The sequence below is a fragment of the Clostridium fungisolvens genome (assembly GCF_014193895.1).
GTDB classification, from domain to species: Bacteria; Bacillota; Clostridia; order Clostridiales; family Clostridiaceae; genus Clostridium_AR; species Clostridium_AR fungisolvens.
The window spans coordinates 1,810,310-1,829,891 of the sequence record NZ_BLZR01000001.1; the positions used below are offsets into that span (position 1 = coordinate 1,810,310).

General features: G+C 36.6%; 14 protein-coding genes, 2 rRNA genes and 1 pseudogene. 16 read left to right on the top strand and 1 reads right to left on the bottom strand.

The annotated features are described in order from the left end of the window. Positions 1–12 precede the first annotated feature (12 nt). The 4 genes and pseudogenes from bsdtw1_RS07620 to bsdtw1_RS07635 all read left to right on the top strand — a co-directional run. Entirely contained in the window at positions 13–771 is a 759-nt protein-coding gene (locus bsdtw1_RS07620; protein ID WP_183276992.1) for an RDD family protein, read from the top strand. A 64-nt stretch (positions 772–835) separates the two neighbouring features. Next, a complete protein-coding gene (locus bsdtw1_RS07625) occupies positions 836–3,574 on the top strand; it encodes a serine/threonine-protein kinase (RefSeq protein WP_183276993.1) in 2,739 nt (912 codons plus the stop codon). A 690-nt stretch (positions 3,575–4,264) separates the two neighbouring features. After that, a complete protein-coding gene (locus bsdtw1_RS07630) occupies positions 4,265–4,609 on the top strand; it encodes a CGGC domain-containing protein (RefSeq protein WP_183276994.1) in 345 nt (114 codons plus the stop codon). A gap of 11 nt (positions 4,610–4,620) precedes the next feature. Next, positions 4,621–4,756: pseudogene (locus bsdtw1_RS07635) on the top strand (HTH domain-containing protein); the annotation flags it as partial. Positions 4,757–5,020: 264 nt separating this feature from the next. Here the strand turns inward: bsdtw1_RS07635 and bsdtw1_RS07640 are convergent. Beyond that, positions 5,021–5,845, bottom strand: coding sequence for a helix-turn-helix transcriptional regulator (locus bsdtw1_RS07640; RefSeq protein WP_183276995.1), 825 nt, complete (start codon positions 5,843–5,845; stop codon positions 5,021–5,023). 199 nt (positions 5,846–6,044) lie between these two features. On the opposite strand from bsdtw1_RS07640, the gene bsdtw1_RS07645 reads away from it, so the two are divergent. From bsdtw1_RS07645 to bsdtw1_RS07700, 12 genes are all read left to right on the top strand, one after another. Then, positions 6,045–6,899, top strand: coding sequence for an NAD-dependent epimerase/dehydratase family protein (locus bsdtw1_RS07645; protein ID WP_183276996.1), 855 nt, complete (start codon positions 6,045–6,047; stop codon positions 6,897–6,899). Positions 6,900–7,178: 279 nt separating this feature from the next. Continuing rightward, positions 7,179–7,487 (top strand): MGMT family protein, encoded by a 309-nt coding sequence (locus tag bsdtw1_RS07650; protein ID WP_183276997.1) that lies wholly within the window; start codon positions 7,179–7,181, stop codon positions 7,485–7,487. A 297-nt stretch (positions 7,488–7,784) separates the two neighbouring features. After that, entirely contained in the window at positions 7,785–8,342 is a 558-nt protein-coding gene (locus bsdtw1_RS07655; RefSeq protein WP_183276998.1) for a TetR/AcrR family transcriptional regulator, read from the top strand. A gap of 422 nt (positions 8,343–8,764) precedes the next feature. Then, positions 8,765–9,133, top strand: coding sequence for an HsmA family protein (locus bsdtw1_RS07660; RefSeq protein ID WP_183276999.1), 369 nt, complete (start codon positions 8,765–8,767; stop codon positions 9,131–9,133). 465 nt (positions 9,134–9,598) lie between these two features. Beyond that, positions 9,599–10,600 carry an acyltransferase family protein gene (locus bsdtw1_RS07665; protein ID WP_183277000.1) on the top strand — a complete coding sequence of 334 codons (1,002 nt, stop codon included), beginning with the start codon at positions 9,599–9,601 and terminating at the stop codon, positions 10,598–10,600. Between the two features lie 320 nt (positions 10,601–10,920). After that, entirely contained in the window at positions 10,921–11,391 is a 471-nt protein-coding gene (locus bsdtw1_RS07670; protein ID WP_183277001.1) for a hypothetical protein, read from the top strand. A 56-nt stretch (positions 11,392–11,447) separates the two neighbouring features. Beyond that, entirely contained in the window at positions 11,448–11,861 is a 414-nt protein-coding gene (locus bsdtw1_RS07675) for a GNAT family N-acetyltransferase (RefSeq protein WP_183277002.1), read from the top strand. Between the two features lie 139 nt (positions 11,862–12,000). Then, complete coding sequence (locus bsdtw1_RS07680; RefSeq protein WP_183277003.1) at positions 12,001–12,801, top strand: aminoglycoside phosphotransferase family protein; 801 nt, start codon at positions 12,001–12,003, stop codon at positions 12,799–12,801. A 37-nt stretch (positions 12,802–12,838) separates the two neighbouring features. Continuing rightward, the gene (locus bsdtw1_RS07685) at positions 12,839–13,678 is read left to right on the top strand and encodes a P-loop NTPase family protein (RefSeq protein WP_183277004.1); all 840 of its coding nucleotides are present in this window, start codon (positions 12,839–12,841) and stop codon (positions 13,676–13,678) included. 28 nt (positions 13,679–13,706) lie between these two features. Then, the gene (locus tag bsdtw1_RS07690) at positions 13,707–14,099 is read left to right on the top strand and encodes a bleomycin resistance protein (protein WP_183277005.1); all 393 of its coding nucleotides are present in this window, start codon (positions 13,707–13,709) and stop codon (positions 14,097–14,099) included. A 605-nt stretch (positions 14,100–14,704) separates the two neighbouring features. Then, a 16S ribosomal RNA gene (locus bsdtw1_RS07695) occupies positions 14,705–16,224 on the top strand. 400 nt (positions 16,225–16,624) lie between these two features. Beyond that, positions 16,625–19,530, top strand: a 23S ribosomal RNA gene (locus tag bsdtw1_RS07700). The 16S and 23S rRNA genes sit together here, the layout of an rRNA operon. Positions 19,531–19,582 lie beyond the last annotated feature (52 nt).

Below are 19,582 nucleotides of genomic sequence, written 5' to 3' on the forward strand. Positions count from 1 at the left end.
AGGTTATTATTAATGAATACAACTAATTATGCCGATTTTGGTAAAAGGTTTGCTGCCATTTTACTTGATGGGCTTATACTTTCAATACCATCTTATCTAATTAGTATGCTTATCGGACCTATATTTTCCGTCCTATTGTATTGGCTTTACTTTGCCGTTATGGAGTCCTCTCCCAAAATGGCCACTATCGGAAAACAAGCACTAGGTATAGTAGTTACTGATCTTAATGGGAATAGAATTTCTTTTGGTAAAGCTACTGGAAGGTACTTTGGGAAAATAATTTCAAGTCTTGTGCTTTGCTTTGGATATTTTATGGCACTATGGACAGAGAGAAAACAGGCTCTCCATGATATGATGGCGGGAACATTGGTTTTAGTAGGAAAGGCAGATGGAAGTCAAAGCAATTTTTCACCTAATCCGTCAAACCAGAGGTATAATCCATCTTTAGGTGGAGGAGCGATGCTTTATGCAGTGGCAGGAGAATTTGTAGGGAAGTCGTTTCCAATTCCACCAAGTGGATTAACTCTCGGTAGAGATGCCTCAAACTGCCAGGTTGTCTTTTCAGCCTCCAGTCCAGGGGTGAGCAGACTACATTGTTCAATCTACTATAACAGCAGCAGCGGAATGTTCGTACTCACAGATACCGGCTCTTCCTATGGAACGTATCATGAAAAGGGTATGAAACTGACCCATGGTCAATCAATCACCCTAAGGCCAGGAGAAAGGTTTTACCTTGCAACCAGGTCAAATATGTTTGAAGTTAGAGTGTAGTTACTCATATATGATACGAAATTATATATTTAAGAAGTTTCTAAATATTGTAGGAGGTATATAAATGCCAATAATCGATAATATTAACAAGTTGTGTATGGGATGCATGGGCTTGCTAGATGAAAATGGCTCCTGCCCCTCTTGTGTTTGGAAAGAAACTGACTTTCAAGATGGGGGACATCATCTTCCTCCAAGGACAATATTAAATGGAAAATACCTTGTTGGAAGAGTACTGGGAGAAGGTGGCTTTGGTATCACTTATCTGGGGTGGGAATTAAATCTAGAGATAAAGGTAGCTATAAAGGAATACTTTCCTTTTGGTTTCGTAAATCGTGATATTACTAGAAATACAGTTATGCCATTTAGCGGTGAGAAGAATAACGACTACTATAAAGGGCTGGAAAAGTTCCTCGATGAGGCAAAGAGTTTGGCAAGATTCAATGACCTGCCAGGAATCGTATCAGTAAGAGAATTCTTCACAGAAAATGAAACTGCTTATATCGTTATGGAATATCTAGATGGTGTGACTTTAAAGGATTATGTACAAAATAATGGAGGCGTACTCCCATTTAGTGAAATAGAAAGATTAATAAAACCTGTAATGGAATCCCTTGCAATTATCCATGAACAGGGAATTGTTCACAGAGATATAAGTCCAGATAACCTTTTTATCAACAATTCTGGTGAGGTAAAGTTGTTGGATTTTGGTGCTGCTAGAATGGCAAACCTGGATGAAAAGAGCCTTTCTGTAGTTTTAAAACCAGGTTTTGCTCCTGAAGAGCAGTATAGAAGATCCGGTATTCAGGGACCATGGACAGATATTTACTCTCTGGCAGTTACAATATACAGAACAATTACAGGTAAGATGCCACCTGAATCTCTTGAGAGGCTTGAATACGATGAAATTCTATCACCATCAGCTCTGGATTTTAAAATTCCATTCATGGCTGAAGCTGCCTTGATGAAGGCTCTTTCTGTAAGAGCTTCTGATAGATATCAGAATGTTACTGAATTTGCAGCAGACCTCTTTAATAAATCGGAAGTTACAGGAGAAAATGATAATGGATATACAAGACCAATAACATATGAAGGTAAAACTGAAAGCACAAATTTAAAAACAGTTGATGAGGTTCCAGAACAGAAGCCAAAGAAAGATTTGGGTAAGAAAAAGATACCTATAATAATAGGTGCTGCTGTTGTAGTTTTGGCACTTGTAGGCTTTGGAGCATATAAGGGTTATATAAGCTATAATAACAAACAAGGAAATAAATTTTTTGATTCACAAAAATATGCTGAAGCAAAAGCAAGTTTTGATAAAACCACTAAATTAGATGGAAAAAACTATGAAGCCATACTGGGAAAAGGAAAGATATTATTTGCCCAAAAGAAGTATGCTGAGGCCATAGCACTTGAAGACAGGGCTATAGGGTTAAAACCTGATAAATTTGATGCTTACTACGAAAAGAGTAAAGCCGACCTTAAACTTTATAAGTTTGATGATGCTTTGGGGGCTGCTACTAAGGCAGTTGATTTGAATCCTAATCATGCAGACTCAATAAGATGTAAAGCAGAAGCTCTTTACTCCACCCTTAAGTTTGATGAAGCTATGACTTTATGTGATAAAGCAATAAGCCTCAATCCAAACCTCAAGGAAGCCTATTTAGTAAAAGGTGATATACAGGCTATAACCTATAAGACATCAGATGCTATATTAAGTTATAACAAAGCTTTGGAGCTAGACCACAGTTATGTTGAAGCTTATAATGGAAAAGGAAATGCTTACTGTGACATGAGTAAGTTTGATAATGCTCTTGCAGAATATGAAAAAGGTCTGGAAATAGATAAGAATAATATCATACTGAAATGCAATAAAGCAAATATTCTATCCCTTCAAGGAAAGGTTAAGGACTCAGAAAATCTGTTTACCGATATTTCTACAAATACTGGAGTTGAAACCTATCTAGATTTGATAGGTAAAACCTATGCTTATATAAGCCTAGAAAAATATGATGATGCGCAGAAATATGCAGACCAAGCAATAGCTATGAACAAATGGGGTATAGATGCTTTATATTGTAAAGCTAATGTTTTAGTAGCTAAAAATGACCTGAACAATGCTAAAGAAACATATCAGAAAGCATTAGATATGTATCCGAATTACTTTTCAGCTATTAAAAGTATGGGATGTCTATATGCACAGCAATCTAATTGGACTGAAGCTGACAAAATGTTTGAAAAGGCCAATGAGCTGCTTCCTGATAACTTTGACACTTATATTTGGCAGGGAGTAGTTAAAGAAAAATTAGGCAATGCAAATGTTGCACTGAATCTATATAACAAGAGTATAAGTCTCTATCCTACAGCAACACCTTATGAATATATTGGTTCAATTTATTTTGACAGAAGCATGAAAAATGAAAGCATCGCTGCTTATAAAAAAGCTATGGATTTAGGAAGTAAGAGCCAAGAGGCTATTCAACGATTGGGATATCTTCTATATGAGATAGGAGGTTATGCAGAGGCAAGAGATTATAATCTTAAATATATTTCTGAATACGGAGAAAATGAAGTGGTATTTAATAACCTTTCTTATGATTATTGTAAGCTTGGAGATTATCAAAGTGGTCTAAATTATATAAACAAAGCATTACAGTTTAACCCTAAAGATCATAATTACATCAATCTTAAAGTTACTATACTGATTAAGCTTCAAAGACAAGATGATGCAGTGGCTTTTGCTAAAGACTGTATTGGAAAAGGATATATAACAATAGATCAGGTAGGCGTATATAATAACATTTAGTGTAATTATAACTCATTGAATGAGGTGCTGCAATTTGCGCACCTCATTTTTATAAATTAAAGCTAAGTTATTGATTTGCTTTAGCTACTAATAATAAAAATCATAGTATTTAAAGCCTCAGAGGTGATCACTATATTTACCTAAAGATTATGCTGATAAAATACTAGGACTCTCAGGTGAAAAGTTAGAGTAGCTAGCTTTAGATATTTTTGACCTTGCAAAGCTAGAGAGTTTGGATAGATATTTTATTAAATGAGAAAAACCTTCGAAAAAACTCTCAATAATAGAAGGCTATAATATACATTAAATTGTTACATATAATAGTGTATAAATGTTAAATTGTAATTGTGTTAAACCTTGATAGAATGGGCTTCTTAAGGCATAAATAGATTTTGAGATACGGAAATTACGTACTGCAAAGTTCGACAAGTGGGGTTATGTGGTTTAGGATTATGAATGGAGAAACGTATCATAAATAAATGAGGTTTTCAATTTCTCAAATAAACTACTAAGCTTTCATTAAAAAAGTTGAGAATAAACCATATATTGTTTGTGACAGTAATCACTGCTTAAGTGATATATAAGTAATATAATAAACATGTTAAAATATCAATGAATATTTTATCAATATTGGTTTAGATAACAATTTAATATCTAATAATTTTGATTTATTATATAAGGGGGATACATATGAAAATTGCGATTTTGGTTAACGAAGATACGATGAATCGATGTACCGGAAAAGGATGCTTCAACGCCTATAACAAGAGAATTGATTCCTTTAGCGATTATGGCTCTGAGGTGGAGTTAACAGCATTTACCCATGTTGGAGGAGATTTAGAAAATAAGGTTGAAAGTTTGATTAAAAATGGTGTTGAAGTAGTCCATCTTTCCACCTGCCTTAGAGCAAAATATGAAGACTATGATAGCTTAGTTAAGAGCCTTGCGGAGCATTTTAAGGTTGTGGGATATACCCATGGATCAGAAAATGGTAAGAATAGAGATACTATAAGTTTAAAGAAATCAAAGATATAATTAGGGACTCCATGCAGATAAATAGGCTTTTTGGAATTGTATATATATTATTAGATAAGAAACGTGCAACAGCAAAAGAATTAGCAGAGCATTTTGAGGTTTCTGTGAGAACAATACTACGCGATATAGAAACTTTATCGGCTGCATGGGGAAACTATGATCTAAGGTCAATTATGGAGAATACGGTTAATATGTTTGAGAAGTATATAAAAACCTCACTTGCTACTGATACGGTGAACCGTATCATAAATGACGTAGACTTTTTGGAAGCTATTGATAAAATATATAGCCCCTCAGACTGGTTTGGAGAGATTTTAGAAGAAAAAATTAAAAAATTACCTTTAATTTTTGTTCTGAGGGGCTTATCTGCGTGTAGAATTAATATAAAGTGGATAATTGTAAAAAAACTGCTTATATATTTTGCTTAAGCTTTTCTGCTGTAGAAGGCGAGGCAGTATAAATCATTAGTTTCAGATCAGGGCAGTCCGATACTTGTAAATTCACATGTTCAAACTCCAATTCGCCAATTAAAGGATCAATCCTTAACTTGCGACAGTCGGTAACGGTTTTGACTTCATAGCGTGGCCACCATAATTTGAATAATTCATTTTCCTTTTTAAGCTTTTCAATCATTTCGTTTAACCTGGCATCTTGAGGAAATCTAGCACAATCAGATCTAAATCTAGCAATCATGATTTTAATCCGTTCTTCCCATTCTGATCCATTTTCTTTTTTCTGTGAATCAGTTAAAAATTGATGCAATATGTTAGGCTTTGGATTTATGCTGGCAGAATAAGAAGGAAATCCAAATATAAATTCTGCTCCACGATTCCATAATAGTACATCCCAGTATTTATCCATAATATAAGCAGGATGAGGATCCAATGCAAAAACAGTTCTTTCTAACCCTGTACTAATATTTTTGTAAGTTTTTATTTCGTCCGTTTCATCTGATTTAGATAATAAAAAAAGGTATCGGCGTTCATCATCGGATAATCTTAAAGCGGAAGCCAAACTTTCCAATACTTGACGAGAAGGATGTACATCCTTGCCTTGCTCTATAGAAGTGTACCAAGACACACCCACATTGGCAAGCTGAGCTACTTCTTCGCGGCGAAGTCCTGGTGTACGTCGGCGTCCGTATGAGGGTAATCCAACCTGTTCAGGTGTAAGGCGCTCTCTGGTAGCTCGCAAAAACTCACCAAGGGATTGCTGTGATGTAATAATGTCTTTCATTTGTTTTTCTCCTTTCATCCGAAACATTAGGTAATCTTCAGTTTCCAATCGAAAGATTACACGTTGAAGTTCATTTATCCTACCACTCTCAATCGTAGGATAGCTACAATATGGTTGAATAGTTTTACTCCTGCTATATTAGTAATATAGCATAAAATAACTGCTAAACGAAACTATCTAGATTGGAGTGAATTAATTTATGAAAATATTTGTAACTGGAGCAACAGGTAAAGTGGGAAGCCGTCTAGTGCCATATTTGCTTAAGCACGGTCATTCTGTTCGTATTCTAGTAAGAAATGCGGAGAAGGCACTTGCATTGAAAGAACAAGGAGCAGAAGTGGTTGAAGGTGATCTTTTAAATAATGATAATCTTACTAAAATCATACGAGGTGTTGATGCAGTGGTGCATACAGCTGCTCAATTTCGAGGCGGCATTAGTGATGAGGTAGCTACAGCAGTGAATTTAGATGCAACTATTTCACTAGCTAAAGCAGCTCTAGAAGCAGGTGTTACAAGATTTGTATTTACAAGTACTGGCAATGTATATCGTGACATAAATGTAAATAGACCATGCAGAGAAGATGATATTCTTGTGCCTGCTAAACTGATGTATCCAAAAACAAAAATTGAGGCAGAAGAAGCTTTATTAAAATTACATCGTGAACAAGGGCTAGATATTCGTATTATGAGATTGGCATTTGTCTATGGTGATGGTGATCCGCACATTGAAGAAATTTTACCTTACATGATTAACTGGAATCCGTTAAAGCAGCAATCAATGGTACATCATGAAGATGTAAGTCAAGCAATACTGCTTGCTGCAACCACCCCGGGTGTTGGTGGCCGTATATATAACGTTGCAGATGATAAACCTATTACTTTAGGCGAAATATATAAACTGCAAGGAGGACCAGAGCAGGTACCAACTGAAGATGGATGGCTTATGTCTAACATATGGGAATTGGCAGCAGATTCAACCCGTATTAAAAATGAGTTGAATTTTAAACCCAAATATCCTTCTGTGTATACTGCTAAAGAGATGGGAGCTTTATAGTAATGGTGAAAGCCTCGTAACAAGTGACATACATTGATTGCAAAACAAGTATTCCTGAATATGTGGTTAAGATTGAATGTAATAGTTTATAAATTATCGCTAATGCGTTAGTACTTTGAAATAATGATTGAGCAATATCACTGATCTTCACTGTGTTGCTTTGACACACTGTATACTTTTTGTTAGGATTATATCACCAAAACAGAAGATTAAATATTAAAATATGGTGTAAAAATATAACAATATCTCCTAGTAAGAATTTATATAGCAGGTGAATATATGAAAAAGATTATGAATGAACAATTAATTTATGAAATACTTTCCATTGTGGAAGAAATTCCGGAAGGGAAAGTAGCTACGTATGGGCAAATTGCCAGCCTTATTGGTAGAGAAAAAAATGCACGACTTGTGGGGAAGGTTCTTAGCCAAGCAGAATTTTATGGGAGATATCCATGTCATCGTGTGGTAAATCATGCAGGAAGGTTGGCACCGGGGTGGCAGGAGCAACGATTTCTTCTATTAGAAGAAGGTGTATCTTTTAAAGATGAGAATCATGTTGATATGAAGGAAAATAAGTGGGACTATTAGCATAGAGATTAAAGATGAATGAACAGAATCACTTAAATGAAGATTTTCAGTTTATATATGTTGTTTCTGTAAGCTGGATAAAATTTATTATGTGAATTTAAGAGATAAAAGCACTATACGAATAAAACAGTAAGGCAGTGCTTCCTTATCTTGTGTTACTAAATCTTTAGAATTCTAGTGAGCCATTTTAATAAATAAAATAACAAGATTCTTTATAGTAAAAATAATATATTGACAAAAATTTATGAATATTATAAAATGAACACAGTTCATTTCGTTGTTGTAGGAGGAAATATATTGTCTAGAATAATTGAAAATCCAAAACAACTTATACTAAAAAAAGCTAAAGAAATTCTATACAATGAAGGTTATTCTAAGCTAAGTATGAGGACTTTATCAAAAGCATGTGATATAGCTTTAGGCACAATATATAATTACTATCCTACAAAAAAAGATTTAGTTATTGAAATGATGACTGATTATTGGCAAGAGTTCTTATATTCAGTTCAAAAAATATCTGATTTAGAGTCTGATATTTACGTTAAATTTAATGAGATCTATAGTGAATTAAAGAACTTTATTGAAAGTTTCCGCCAGTATTGGTTGACACCTGAACTTTATGGCAGTCCTGAATTTGTAGAAGGTGGGTTAAAACAAGAATATGTTTTCATCGAAAGACTTGTGATTATAGTTGAGAATATCCTAGTAAAAGAGCATGCTGATAACAATATCCAAGTTAAAGTAGGGATGCATGAAACTGCAAGTTTTATAATTATGAATTTAATAACAATAGTTCAAATGCCGATTTTTACCTATGAATCCTTTGAATTATTCCTTAAAGAATTACTTAAATAAATCATATCCTTAAGGATATGATTTATAAAAAGAACTGAAGTGAACATTGTTCATTTGGGCTAGCTAGTGATAGATTAAGTTCATATATAAACTAAAAGGTTTTGTGCTACTACACAATAATAAACGAAGATTAGTATCATTAGGATTTTAAATTTTTTTAAGTCGAAATGAACAGTGTTCATAAGGGCCTGGAATATGCTTTTTTGTAGCTAATAAAATTGCTTATTTATTAAAATGTAATAGTGTATAAGAATTTAGGGAGGTGGGATAAGGCTTACTGCCACAGCCGTAAAGTGAAGACTTTTAATAATAAAGATAAGTGCGCTTAGCATTGTAGGCGTATAAATTACGGCAATTCTATAGATACAAATAATTTAAAAAACAAAAAGTAAAACAAATATTTAAATTGGGAGGAACTTATTATGTTAATTTATGCAATAATAACAATCACATTAGCTCTTGTAATGTATACAATAGGTGTGTGGAGTGAAAAAATACAAGGTGAACTTAAAAAATGGCATTTAGCGGTATTTTATATAGGCCTAATATTTGATACTACAGGAACAACAATTATGAGCAAGATTGCTTCAGATGGCTTTAAGCTTAATTTCCATGGCATTACAGGCTTACTTGCAATTATTTTAATGCTTTTCCATGCACTTTGGGCAACTGTAGTGTTAGTTAAGAATGATGAAAAAGCCAAAGCGAGTTTTCATAAATTAAGTATTGTTGTTTGGATTATATGGCTGATACCTTTTGTTTCTGGTGCAATTTTTGGAATGACAAGATAATATAAATAAAAGCTAAATTCCATTAATAAAATAGGGATTTAATTAAGAGTGAAGCACTATTCTTTGGAGAATGAGTGCTTTTTCTCTTTGCAATGAAATTCTTCTATACATCTATCATCTATTGATCTGAAAATAGCACTTTTAAATTACACAATGACAAAATGGAAAAGTATTGATTATGGATGGTACGGTGAACTGTACCATAAGTAAAAGCGTTTTTTTGCAAGAAGTATTGAAGGACTTACTGTAGATGAAGCAATTCTATGTCTATTATTAGAACCAAGGAAATGGTATCTAATTTAAGTAAATATTAGCTTAGATGAACCAAATAATAGGTTAAGAGTTTTATTCAGTTGATTTCAAGCTTCTAATTATAATTGCAGAATCATATAATAAATTTTAAATAGATAGTGCGGGAACTTAAATTACAGAAAAAATTTAAAAAATTAATAGGGGATGGGGAGTTTGGAAGCAAAAAGTAGTTCTTATTATGGAATGGTTGATTTATTACGTTTGGTGTTTGCTATTGCAGTTATGATGATTCATACTAGGGCATTAGAATCTATAAATAAAGATTTATGGATTGCAACTAGTATGGGAATTTGCAGGTTGGCAGTACCATTTTACTTTATTGTTTCAGGTTACTTTTTATATACACGAATACAATCACCAAAAGAACCTAAATCTACTTTAAAAAGATTATTAATTCTCTACGGTACATGGTTTCTTATTGAAACTATTTCTTTGTTACCATTTGTTCTAAGTATGTTAAAAATACCGCCAATAATTATTGCTGAAAGATTTTTGTTTATTGGTATCACAGGAAGTCTCTGGTACATATCTTCTTTAATTATTACTATTTTTATAATAGCTCCTTTACTAAAGAAAGATAAAATATTTCTTTTACTTATAATTGGATCCTTACTATATTTATTAGGGATAAGCGGAGATGCTTACTATGGATTATTAGGTAAAACTATGATGAGTCCTTTAATTAAGGGATATACTGCAATATTTATGTTTCCACAAGTAGGAATTACTGAATCAATACTTTTTGTAGCATTAGGTGCATTAATAAATAAATATAAGTTAGATGAAATGATAAAAAATTCAGGTCTTCTCAGTATAATCTTTATAATAATACTACTAGTTGAAACATTTATATTAAATAAAAATGGTATTGCTAAAGATGCTAATATGTATTTATCATCAATTATTGCAGTTCCACTAATATTTATTTGGGCAATTAACTATAATAAAAATATTTCAACAAGAATTTCTAAAACCTGTAGAGAGTACAGTGTTGGACTATATTGTTCTCATCAAATAATAATGCTTTGGATCGGAATGTTTGTGCCTATACTTTTTGCAAATACAGTAATTAGATTTATACTTACTTTATGCATTTCTGCTTTAATTATCACAATAGTGAGAAAAACTAGGTTAAAGAAAATTCTTTTAATGTAAACTGAGAGAATTGTAGAGAATAAATAATATTAATTTATCACAAATGTAAATAAAGCTGAAAATGGCTTGTATCAATAGGTATAAGCCATTATTACTTGTTAGAATAAATTCGAAAAACCTATGTTATACCATTTACGGTGAACTGTACCATAATTAAATGTGATTTTAGCCTTTACTATTGAAATGTCTTGAATAAAGTTGTTTTTATAAGTATAAAAGTTATATCTTAAGAAATACAAAGTTTACATAATACGGTATAATTAAAAAGATAAGTAACTATTAATTGAACTGCAAATAGTAATTTGTAAAGGAGATTTTATATGTTAGGGCACTTAGGATTTTCATATGTAGGACTGATATATTTATTAATGTTATTTATCCCCAATATAATTTGGAGTAAGAATCAGCCGATAGATTATGATAATACCAAAGAAAACAAAATATTATTGTTGTTTGAACGTATAGGTCAAGTATGTTGTACATGCAGTATACTGATTTTTAGTGATTTTAATATTGCTCCATTTTCAATATGGAGTTTGTGGCTTATCGTATCATTTTTACTGATGTTATTATATGAGATTTGTTGGATTAGATATTTTGTTAATGAACATACAGAAGAAAATTTTTATCGCAGTTTTTATGGGATTCCCATACCTCTTGCAAGTTTACCTGTTACAGCTTTTATGCTATTAGGCATTTATGGAAAGGTCATTTGGCTGATTGTATCTGCTATTATACTTGGTATAGGGCATTTAGGAATACATATTCAGCATTTAAAGGCAATAAAGTAAACACAACAACTTACAATGTAAGATGCCTAAAAATAGATAAGGAGAGTAAACTTAAAATGAATTTTGAAATAACTGATAAAGTTAAGGAGCAAGATAAAGAAGAAATTTTTCAGGGATTACTGGAATATAATTTAGCAAGAATTGAAGATAAAAATCCAAAGGATTTAGGTATTTATCTACAAGATGAGGCAGGAAAGAAACTTGCAGGACTAATTGGAGATACGCATGGTAATTGGCTTTTTGTGAAACTTTTGTGGGTAAGTGAAGAACTACGAGGACAGAATATTGGTAGCCAAATTTTAAAGCAAGCAGAAAAAACAGCAAAAGAACGAGGTTGTAAATATGTATTTTTGGACACCTTCAGTTTCCAAGCACCTATGTTTTATAAAAAGCATGGATACAAGGAAGTGTTTGCATTAGAAGAATATCCTGTGACAGGAAAACGTTATTATTTCACCAAAACTCTTTAAGAACAAATATGGATACTAATTTTCTTGATTAAAGATGTGCCAGTTTAATTCCAAATCTATTATTAAAATATTCATGGCTTCTAGTGAGAGAATTTAAAAATATAAATTTAAGTAAGAAGTAGTAGCTGGAGGAATACTTGTGGTAAATGAGTTCGAAAGACTATTAGGCGGTAATACAACAAGTGTATATAAGCGGAATGAAACAGTTCTTAGGGGACAGAAGACTTGGAGTTCAACAATACACAGAGTATTGTTGCATCTAGAAAAAGTCGGAGATACTAATAGCCCACGATTTATAGGAATCGATGAAAGTGGAATGGAGATATTATCCTTCGTCCCTGGAGAATGCAAGGATAACTATCCTTTTACTAATGATAAAAACGATCAGCTTTTGATTATAAAAAAAGTAGCTGTTATGATACGCAAATACCATGATGCAATGCTATCATTTAAGAGAACAGAAAAAGATAAGTGGATGTTTTCTTATAATGGGTCTTTGGAAAAAGAAGTTATATGTCACAATGATATTGCACCGTATAATATAACCTTTGTTGACGATATCCCATATGGAATGATTGATTTTGATACATGTTGTCCAGCCCCTAGAATATGGGATATTGTATATGCACTTTACAGGTTTGTTCCATTTAGTGAGAAAATTTACGACTCTGAAAAGCAGAAATATAGGAGCTATGATGTTGATGTAGACAAGGAGTTTAGAAAGAATAGTATTGGTGTGTTTTTTGATGCATATGGAATGAAATGCCCTAATGATTTATTTGAGCAAATGAGTGCTAGGCTACAGGAACTTGCTGATTTAATTTATAGTGAAGCTAAAAGTGGAAATAGTGCTTTTCAGAAAATGTTGGAAGAGGGACATAGAGATTTGTATTTAGCAGAAATCAATTTTATTAAAGAACATGCAATAGAATGGTTATAAGAAAGTGGTAAATTGTAAATTTGAATTGGAGAGAGTTATGGAAAATAAACTTATATTGGTAGAAGGTATACCAGGCGCAGGTAAGACCACCACAGCAAGAAAAATAAAAGAAAAGCTAATAGCAGAAGGTAAAAAGGTAGTACTTTATGAAGAAGGAATGTCTCATCCAGCAGATATGTCATGGAATGCGTATCTAACAGAAGAAGAATTCAATAGCTTCATATCAAAGTGTTTAGAAATGTGGGAAACTTCAGAAAAGACTATTAGCAAAGAGGAGCTTAAGCATAGAATTGAAATACAAACTCGAAGGGAAGAAGATCATTTTATATTAGCTTATACAAGGATAGACTTCCCAGAGGAAATTTATTGGGGGCTAGTAGGTGAAGTTGCAGCAAAAGAAATATGTGATGGCAGACGTAGCTTAAAGGAGTTTACAGAAATACATTTAAGGCGATGGGAGAGCTTTGCTGAGAAAGCACTATTAGATGATACTATTTATATATTTGAATGTGCTTTTCTCCAAAATCATATATTTGAATTATTAGGTGTATATGAAAAAAGCGACGAAGAGATTTTGATGTATCTTACTAATTTGGTGAGTAAGGTAAAATGTCTAAATCCACATATTGTATATATTGAACCTGCTGATGTTGAAAAGGTAATAATGAAAGCAGCAGATGAAAGAAAAGCACCAAATGAATCAAGAAAAGATTGGATTGATGAAATTGCTAATTGGGTGAGCAATACGAATTATGGTAAAAAACATGGACTAGCAGGAAGAGAAGGTGTATTTTCTTTTTGCAAAGAAAGATTAAGGATAGATAGAGTGATGATTAGGAATTTAGGTATTCCGGTGTCATTAATTAAAAGAGATTAGAATTATATTGTATTTTAGGAGAAAATTTATGGAGTTTAATTCATTAATACCCGAATTATCAGTAACTAATATTGAAATTACAAAACAATTTTATATATCTACTTTAGGTTTTAAATTGGAGTATGAAAGAGCTAACGAAAAATTCATATTTTTATCTTATGGTAAAAGTCAGTTTATGTTTGAAGAAATTCATGCAGATGGATGGAATGTAGATGTTTTAGAATATCCACTAGGAAGAGGAATAAATTTTTCTATAGCTTGCAGGGATGTCGAGCATTTGTACGACATTGTTAAGATTAGTAAAATTAAAATTTATAGAGAATTAAAAGAAACAGTATATATATGTGATGGAAAACAAAAAAATCAGAAAGAATTCCTTATACAAGATCCAGATGGATATTTGTTGAGATTTGTAGATTAATAACAGATAAGTTCTGATGTGGATAATTGGAAGTGCTTCTAAATACATTTAGCAGAATTATAAAGGTGAACTGTATCTTTAGTCCCACACATATGACAGATGGTGAAGTAATTACTGATATTAAATAGGGTTAATGAAATTATATAAATGTATATAAGCAGTAATTTTACTTAATAATACATTAAATAGAACCAATTTATGGGGATATTAAGATGTTATTAAAAAAACTGTGCCGAGTGTATCAATTGGTGAAATGTGTCGAATTATAAAGAAATACTTAAAAATGGGCATGTATATTAGTGTCACGGTATTTTATCCAATTAAGAGCTTTTAGCTATATGTTATTATAAGTTATGTCGCTGCAACACAGGGCGATAAGAACACGAAAATTTAAAGTTTATATCTAAAAAAATAAATTTTAAAAACAGTGTTGACAAAAAAATCTTACGATGATAAGATGAGTAAGCTGTCAGAAAGACGGCGAAACAAACTTGGTCTTTGAAAATTAAACAGAGAAGATAAACAAAGTCTAAAATTAGACTTAAACTAAACCAGCAATTCTTTTGAAAAAAGACTTACTAAGTAAGTAAGCTATGATTAAACTTTAAATTGAGAGTTTGATCCTGGCTCAGGACGAACGCTGGCGGCGTGCCTAACACATGCAAGTCGAGCGGAGAAAGTTCTTCGGAACTTTCTCAGCGGCGGACGGGTGAGTAACACGTGGGTAACCTGCCTTATAGAGGGGGATAGCCTTCCGAAAGGAAGATTAATACCGCATAACATTTTCGTTTCGCATGAAATGAAAATCAAAGGAGCAATCCGCTATAAGATGGACCCGCGGCGCATTAGCTAGTTGGTGAGGTAATGGCTCACCAAGGCGACGATGCGTAGCCGACCTGAGAGGGTGATCGGCCACATTGGAACTGAGATACGGTCCAGACTCCTACGGGAGGCAGCAGTGGGGAATATTGCACAATGGGGGAAACCCTGATGCAGCAACGCCGCGTGAGTGATGAAGGCCTTCGGGTTGTAAAGCTCTGTCTTTGGGGACGATAATGACGGTACCCAAGGAGGAAGCCACGGCTAACTACGTGCCAGCAGCCGCGGTAATACGTAGGTGGCAAGCGTTGTCCGGATTTACTGGGCGTAAAGGGAGCGTAGGTGGATATTTAAGTGGGATGTGAAATACCTGAGCTTAACTTGGGTGCTGCATTCCAAACTGGATATCTAGAGTGCAGGAGAGGAAAGTGGAATTCCTAGTGTAGCGGTGAAATGCGTAGAGATTAGGAAGAACACCAGTGGCGAAGGCGACTTTCTGGACTGTAACTGACACTGAGGCTCGAAAGCGTGGGGAGCAAACAGGATTAGATACCCTGGTAGTCCACGCCGTAAACGATGGATACTAGGTGTGGGGGTTTCAACACCTCCGTGCCGCCGTTAACACAATAAGTATCCCGCCTGGGGAGTACGGTCGCAAGATTAAAACTCAAAGGAATTGACGGGGGCCCGCACAAGCAGCGGAGCATGTGGTTTAATTCGAAGCAACGCGAAGAACCTTACCTAGACTTGACATCTCCTGAATTACCCTTAACCGGGGAAGTCGGTACCTTTGGTACCGACAGGAAGACAGGTGGTGCATGGTTGTCGTCAGCTCGTGTCGTGAGATGTTGGGTTAAGTCCCGCAACGAGCGCAACCCTTATTGTTAGTTGCTACCATTTAGTTGAGCACTCTAGCGAGACTGCCCGGGTTAACCGGGAGGAAGGTGGGGATGACGTCAAATCATCATGCCCCTTATGTCTAGGGCTACACACGTGCTACAATGGCAAGTACAAAGAGACGCAAGACCGTGAGGTGGAGCAAATCTCAAAAACTTGTCCCAGTTCGGATTGTAGGCTGAAACTCGCCTACATGAAGCCGGAGTTGCTAGTAATCGCGAATCAGCATGTCGCGGTGAATACGTTCCCGGGCCTTGTACACACCGCCCGTCACACCATGAGAGTTGGCAATACCCGAAGTCTGTGAGCTAACCCGTAAGGGAGGCAGCAGCCGAAGGTAGGGTCAGCGATTGGGGTGAAGTCGTAACAAGGTAGCCGTAGGAGAACCTGCGGCTGGATCACCTCCTTTCTATGGAGAAATTATTAAGTACTGATGCATTTCAGGCTTAATATATACGAATTCTGGTTAGAATCTCTCTCTGTTTAATTTTGAGATACCAAGTATCTCAGATTGTTCTTTGAAAATTGCACATAAGTTAAAGTAAAGATATTTACTATTCTTTGTAATAAATTGACTGATAAGAATGCACGCTAGTATTCAAGTCAGTAGACTGGTTTGTTCAAAAACAAATTATGAAATGTACTTTTCTAAGTGCAGAACCGTAATTTGCGGAGCAAATTAGGAGTGGCATTAGAACCAAGTAGTACGAGGAAGCGACCGAACGAGCAGCAGAGCTTGTTTCAAACAAGTGAGCAGCGCAGTGACGAAGCTGACGAAGTAATACGCCGGTTATAATGACACGACATTAGGTCAAGCTACAAAGGGCGCATGGTGAATGCCTTGGCATCAAGAGCCGAAGAAGGACGTGACAAGCTGCGATAAGCTTTGGGTAGGCGCAAATAGCCTGTGATCCAAAGATCTCCGAATGAGGAAACTCACGTAGGTAACCCTACGTATCCTATAGTGAATACATAGCTATAGGAGGGTAAACCTAGGGAACTGAAACATCTAAGTACCTAGAGGAAGAGAAAGAAAAATCGATTCCGTCAGTAGCGGCGAGCGAAATCGGAAGAGCCCAAACCAAAGATTTATCTTTGGGGTTGCGGACAGAACATAACATTGGTGGCTATTGTAATTGAAGATATCTGGAAAGATACACCGTAGAAGGTAATAGTCCTGTAAGTGAAACAAGAAGACCATAGTTCTGCTCCAGAGTACCACGAGACACGTGAAACCTTGTGGGAAGCAGGGAGGACCACCTCCCAAGGCTAAATACTACTTGATGACCGATAGTGAAGAAGTACCGTGAGGGAAAGGTGAAAAGAACCCCGGGAGGGGAGTGAAATAGAACCTGAAACCGTGTGCCTACAACCGATCATAGCACCATATGTGTGTGATGATGTGCTTTTTGTAGAACGAGCCAACGAGTTACGGTATGTAGCGAGGTTAAGTACTTAAGGTACGGAGCCGAAGGGAAACCGAGTCTGAATAGGGCGACTAGTTGCATGCCGTAGACCCGAAACCGGGTGACCTATCCATGGCCAGGTTGAAGCGAAGGTAAAACTTCGTGGAGGACCGAACCACGTTGGTGTTGAAAAACCATGGGATGAGCTGTGGATAGCGGAGAAATTCCAATCGAACTCGGAGATAGCTGGTTCTCCCCGAAATAGCTTTAGGGCTAGCGTCGGATATGACTAATGGAGGTAGAGCACTGAATGGGCTAGGGGGCATATCGCTTACCGAACCTTATCAAACTCCGAATGCCATATAGTATTAGTCCGGCAGTCAGACTGCGAATGATAAGATCCGTAGTCAAAAGGGAAACAGCCCAGATCGTCAGCTAAGGTCCCAAAGTATAAGTTAAGTGGAAAAGGATGTGGGATTTCTAAGACAACTAGGATGTTGGCTTAGAAGCAGCCACTCATTAAAAGAGTGCGTAATAGCTCACTAGTCGAGAGATCCTGCGCCGAAGATGTTCGGGGCTCAAACTTATCACCGAAGCTACGGCTAGCAGATTTATCTGCTGGGGTAGGGGAGCGTCGTAATCGGGCTGAAGTCGTACCGTAAGGAGCGGTGGACTGATTACGAGTGAGTATGTTGGCATCAGTAGCGAGAACTAGGTGAGAATCCTAGTGGCCGAAAACCTAAGGTTTCCTCAGGAAGGCTCGTCCGCTGAGGGTTAGTCGGGACCTAAGCCGAGGCCGAAAGGCGTAGGTGATGGACAATCGGTTGATATTCCGATACTACTGCAAATCGTTATTACCGATGGAGTGACGCAGGAAGATAGAGTGTGCTAGCTATTGGATGCTAGTCTAAGCACTTAGGTATACAGGTAGGCAAATCCGCCTGTATTAGCTGAGGTGTGATGGGGAAGGCCTTTTAGGCTGAAGTACTTGATTCTACGCTGCCAAGAAAAGCTTCTAGGGAGAAATGTAGTACCCGTACCGCAAACCGACACAGGTAGGTGAGGAGAGAATCCTAAGGCCGGCGGAAGAATTACAGTTAAGGAACTCGGCAAATTGACCCCGTAACTTCGGGAGAAGGGGTGCCTACGAGAGTAGGTCGCAGAGAATAGGCCCAAGCAACTGTTTAGCAAAAACACAGGTCTCTGCTAAAGCGAAAGCTGATGTATAGGGGCTGACGCCTGCCCGGTGCTGGAAGGTTAAGGGGAATCGTTAGCGGTAACGCGAAGCGGTGAACTTAAGCCCCAGTAAACGGCGGCCGTAACTATAACGGTCCTAAGGTAGCGAAATTCCTTGTCAGGTAAGTTCTGACCCGCACGAATGGCGTAATGACTTGGGCACTGTCTCAACTGTAAATCCGGCGAAGTTGTAGTGCAAGTGAAGATGCTTGCTACCCGCGATTGGACGGAAAGACCCCGTAGAGCTTTACTGTAGCTTAGCATTGAGTTTCGGTATTGTCTGTACAGGATAGGTGGGAGACTTGGAAGCATCCTCGTTAGGGGATGTGGAGTCGTCCTTGGGATACCACCCTGACAGTACTGGGATTCTAACCGGGCACCATGAAGCTGGTGACGGGACATTGTTAGGTGGGCAGTTTGACTGGGGCGGTCGCCTCCAAAAAAGTAACGGAGGCGCCCAAAGGTTCCCTCAGAACGGTCGGAAATCGTTCGTAGAGTGCAAAGGCAGAAGGGAGCCTGACTGCGACACCCACAAGTGGAGCAGGGACGAAAGTCGGGCTTAGTGATCCGGTGGTACCTCGTGGGAGGGCCATCGCTCAACGGATAAAAGCTACCTCGGGGATAACAGGCTGATCTCCCCCAAGAGTCCACATCGACGGGGAGGTTTGGCACCTCGATGTCGGCTCGTCGCATCCTGGGGCTGAAGTAGGTCCCAAGGGTTGGGCTGTTCGCCCATTAAAGCGGCACGCGAGCTGGGTTCAGAACGTCGTGAGACAGTTCGGTCCCTATCCGTCGCGGGCGTAGGAAATTTGAGAGGAGCTGTCCTTAGTACGAGAGGACCGGGATGGACTGACCTCTGGTGCACCAGTTGTTCCGCCAGGAGCATAGCTGGGTAGCTACGTCGGGAAGGGATAAACGCTGAAAGCATCTAAGCGTGAAGCCCACCTCAAGATTAGATTTCCCATAGCGTAAGCTAGTAAGACCCCTCGAAGAACACGAGGTTGATAGGTCGGAGGTGTAAGCATGGTAACATGTTCAGCTGACCGATACTAATAGGTCGAGGGCTTGACCAATACAAGTTATTACAAAGTAAACTTAAGTGCAATTTTGAAAGAATAATCTTTC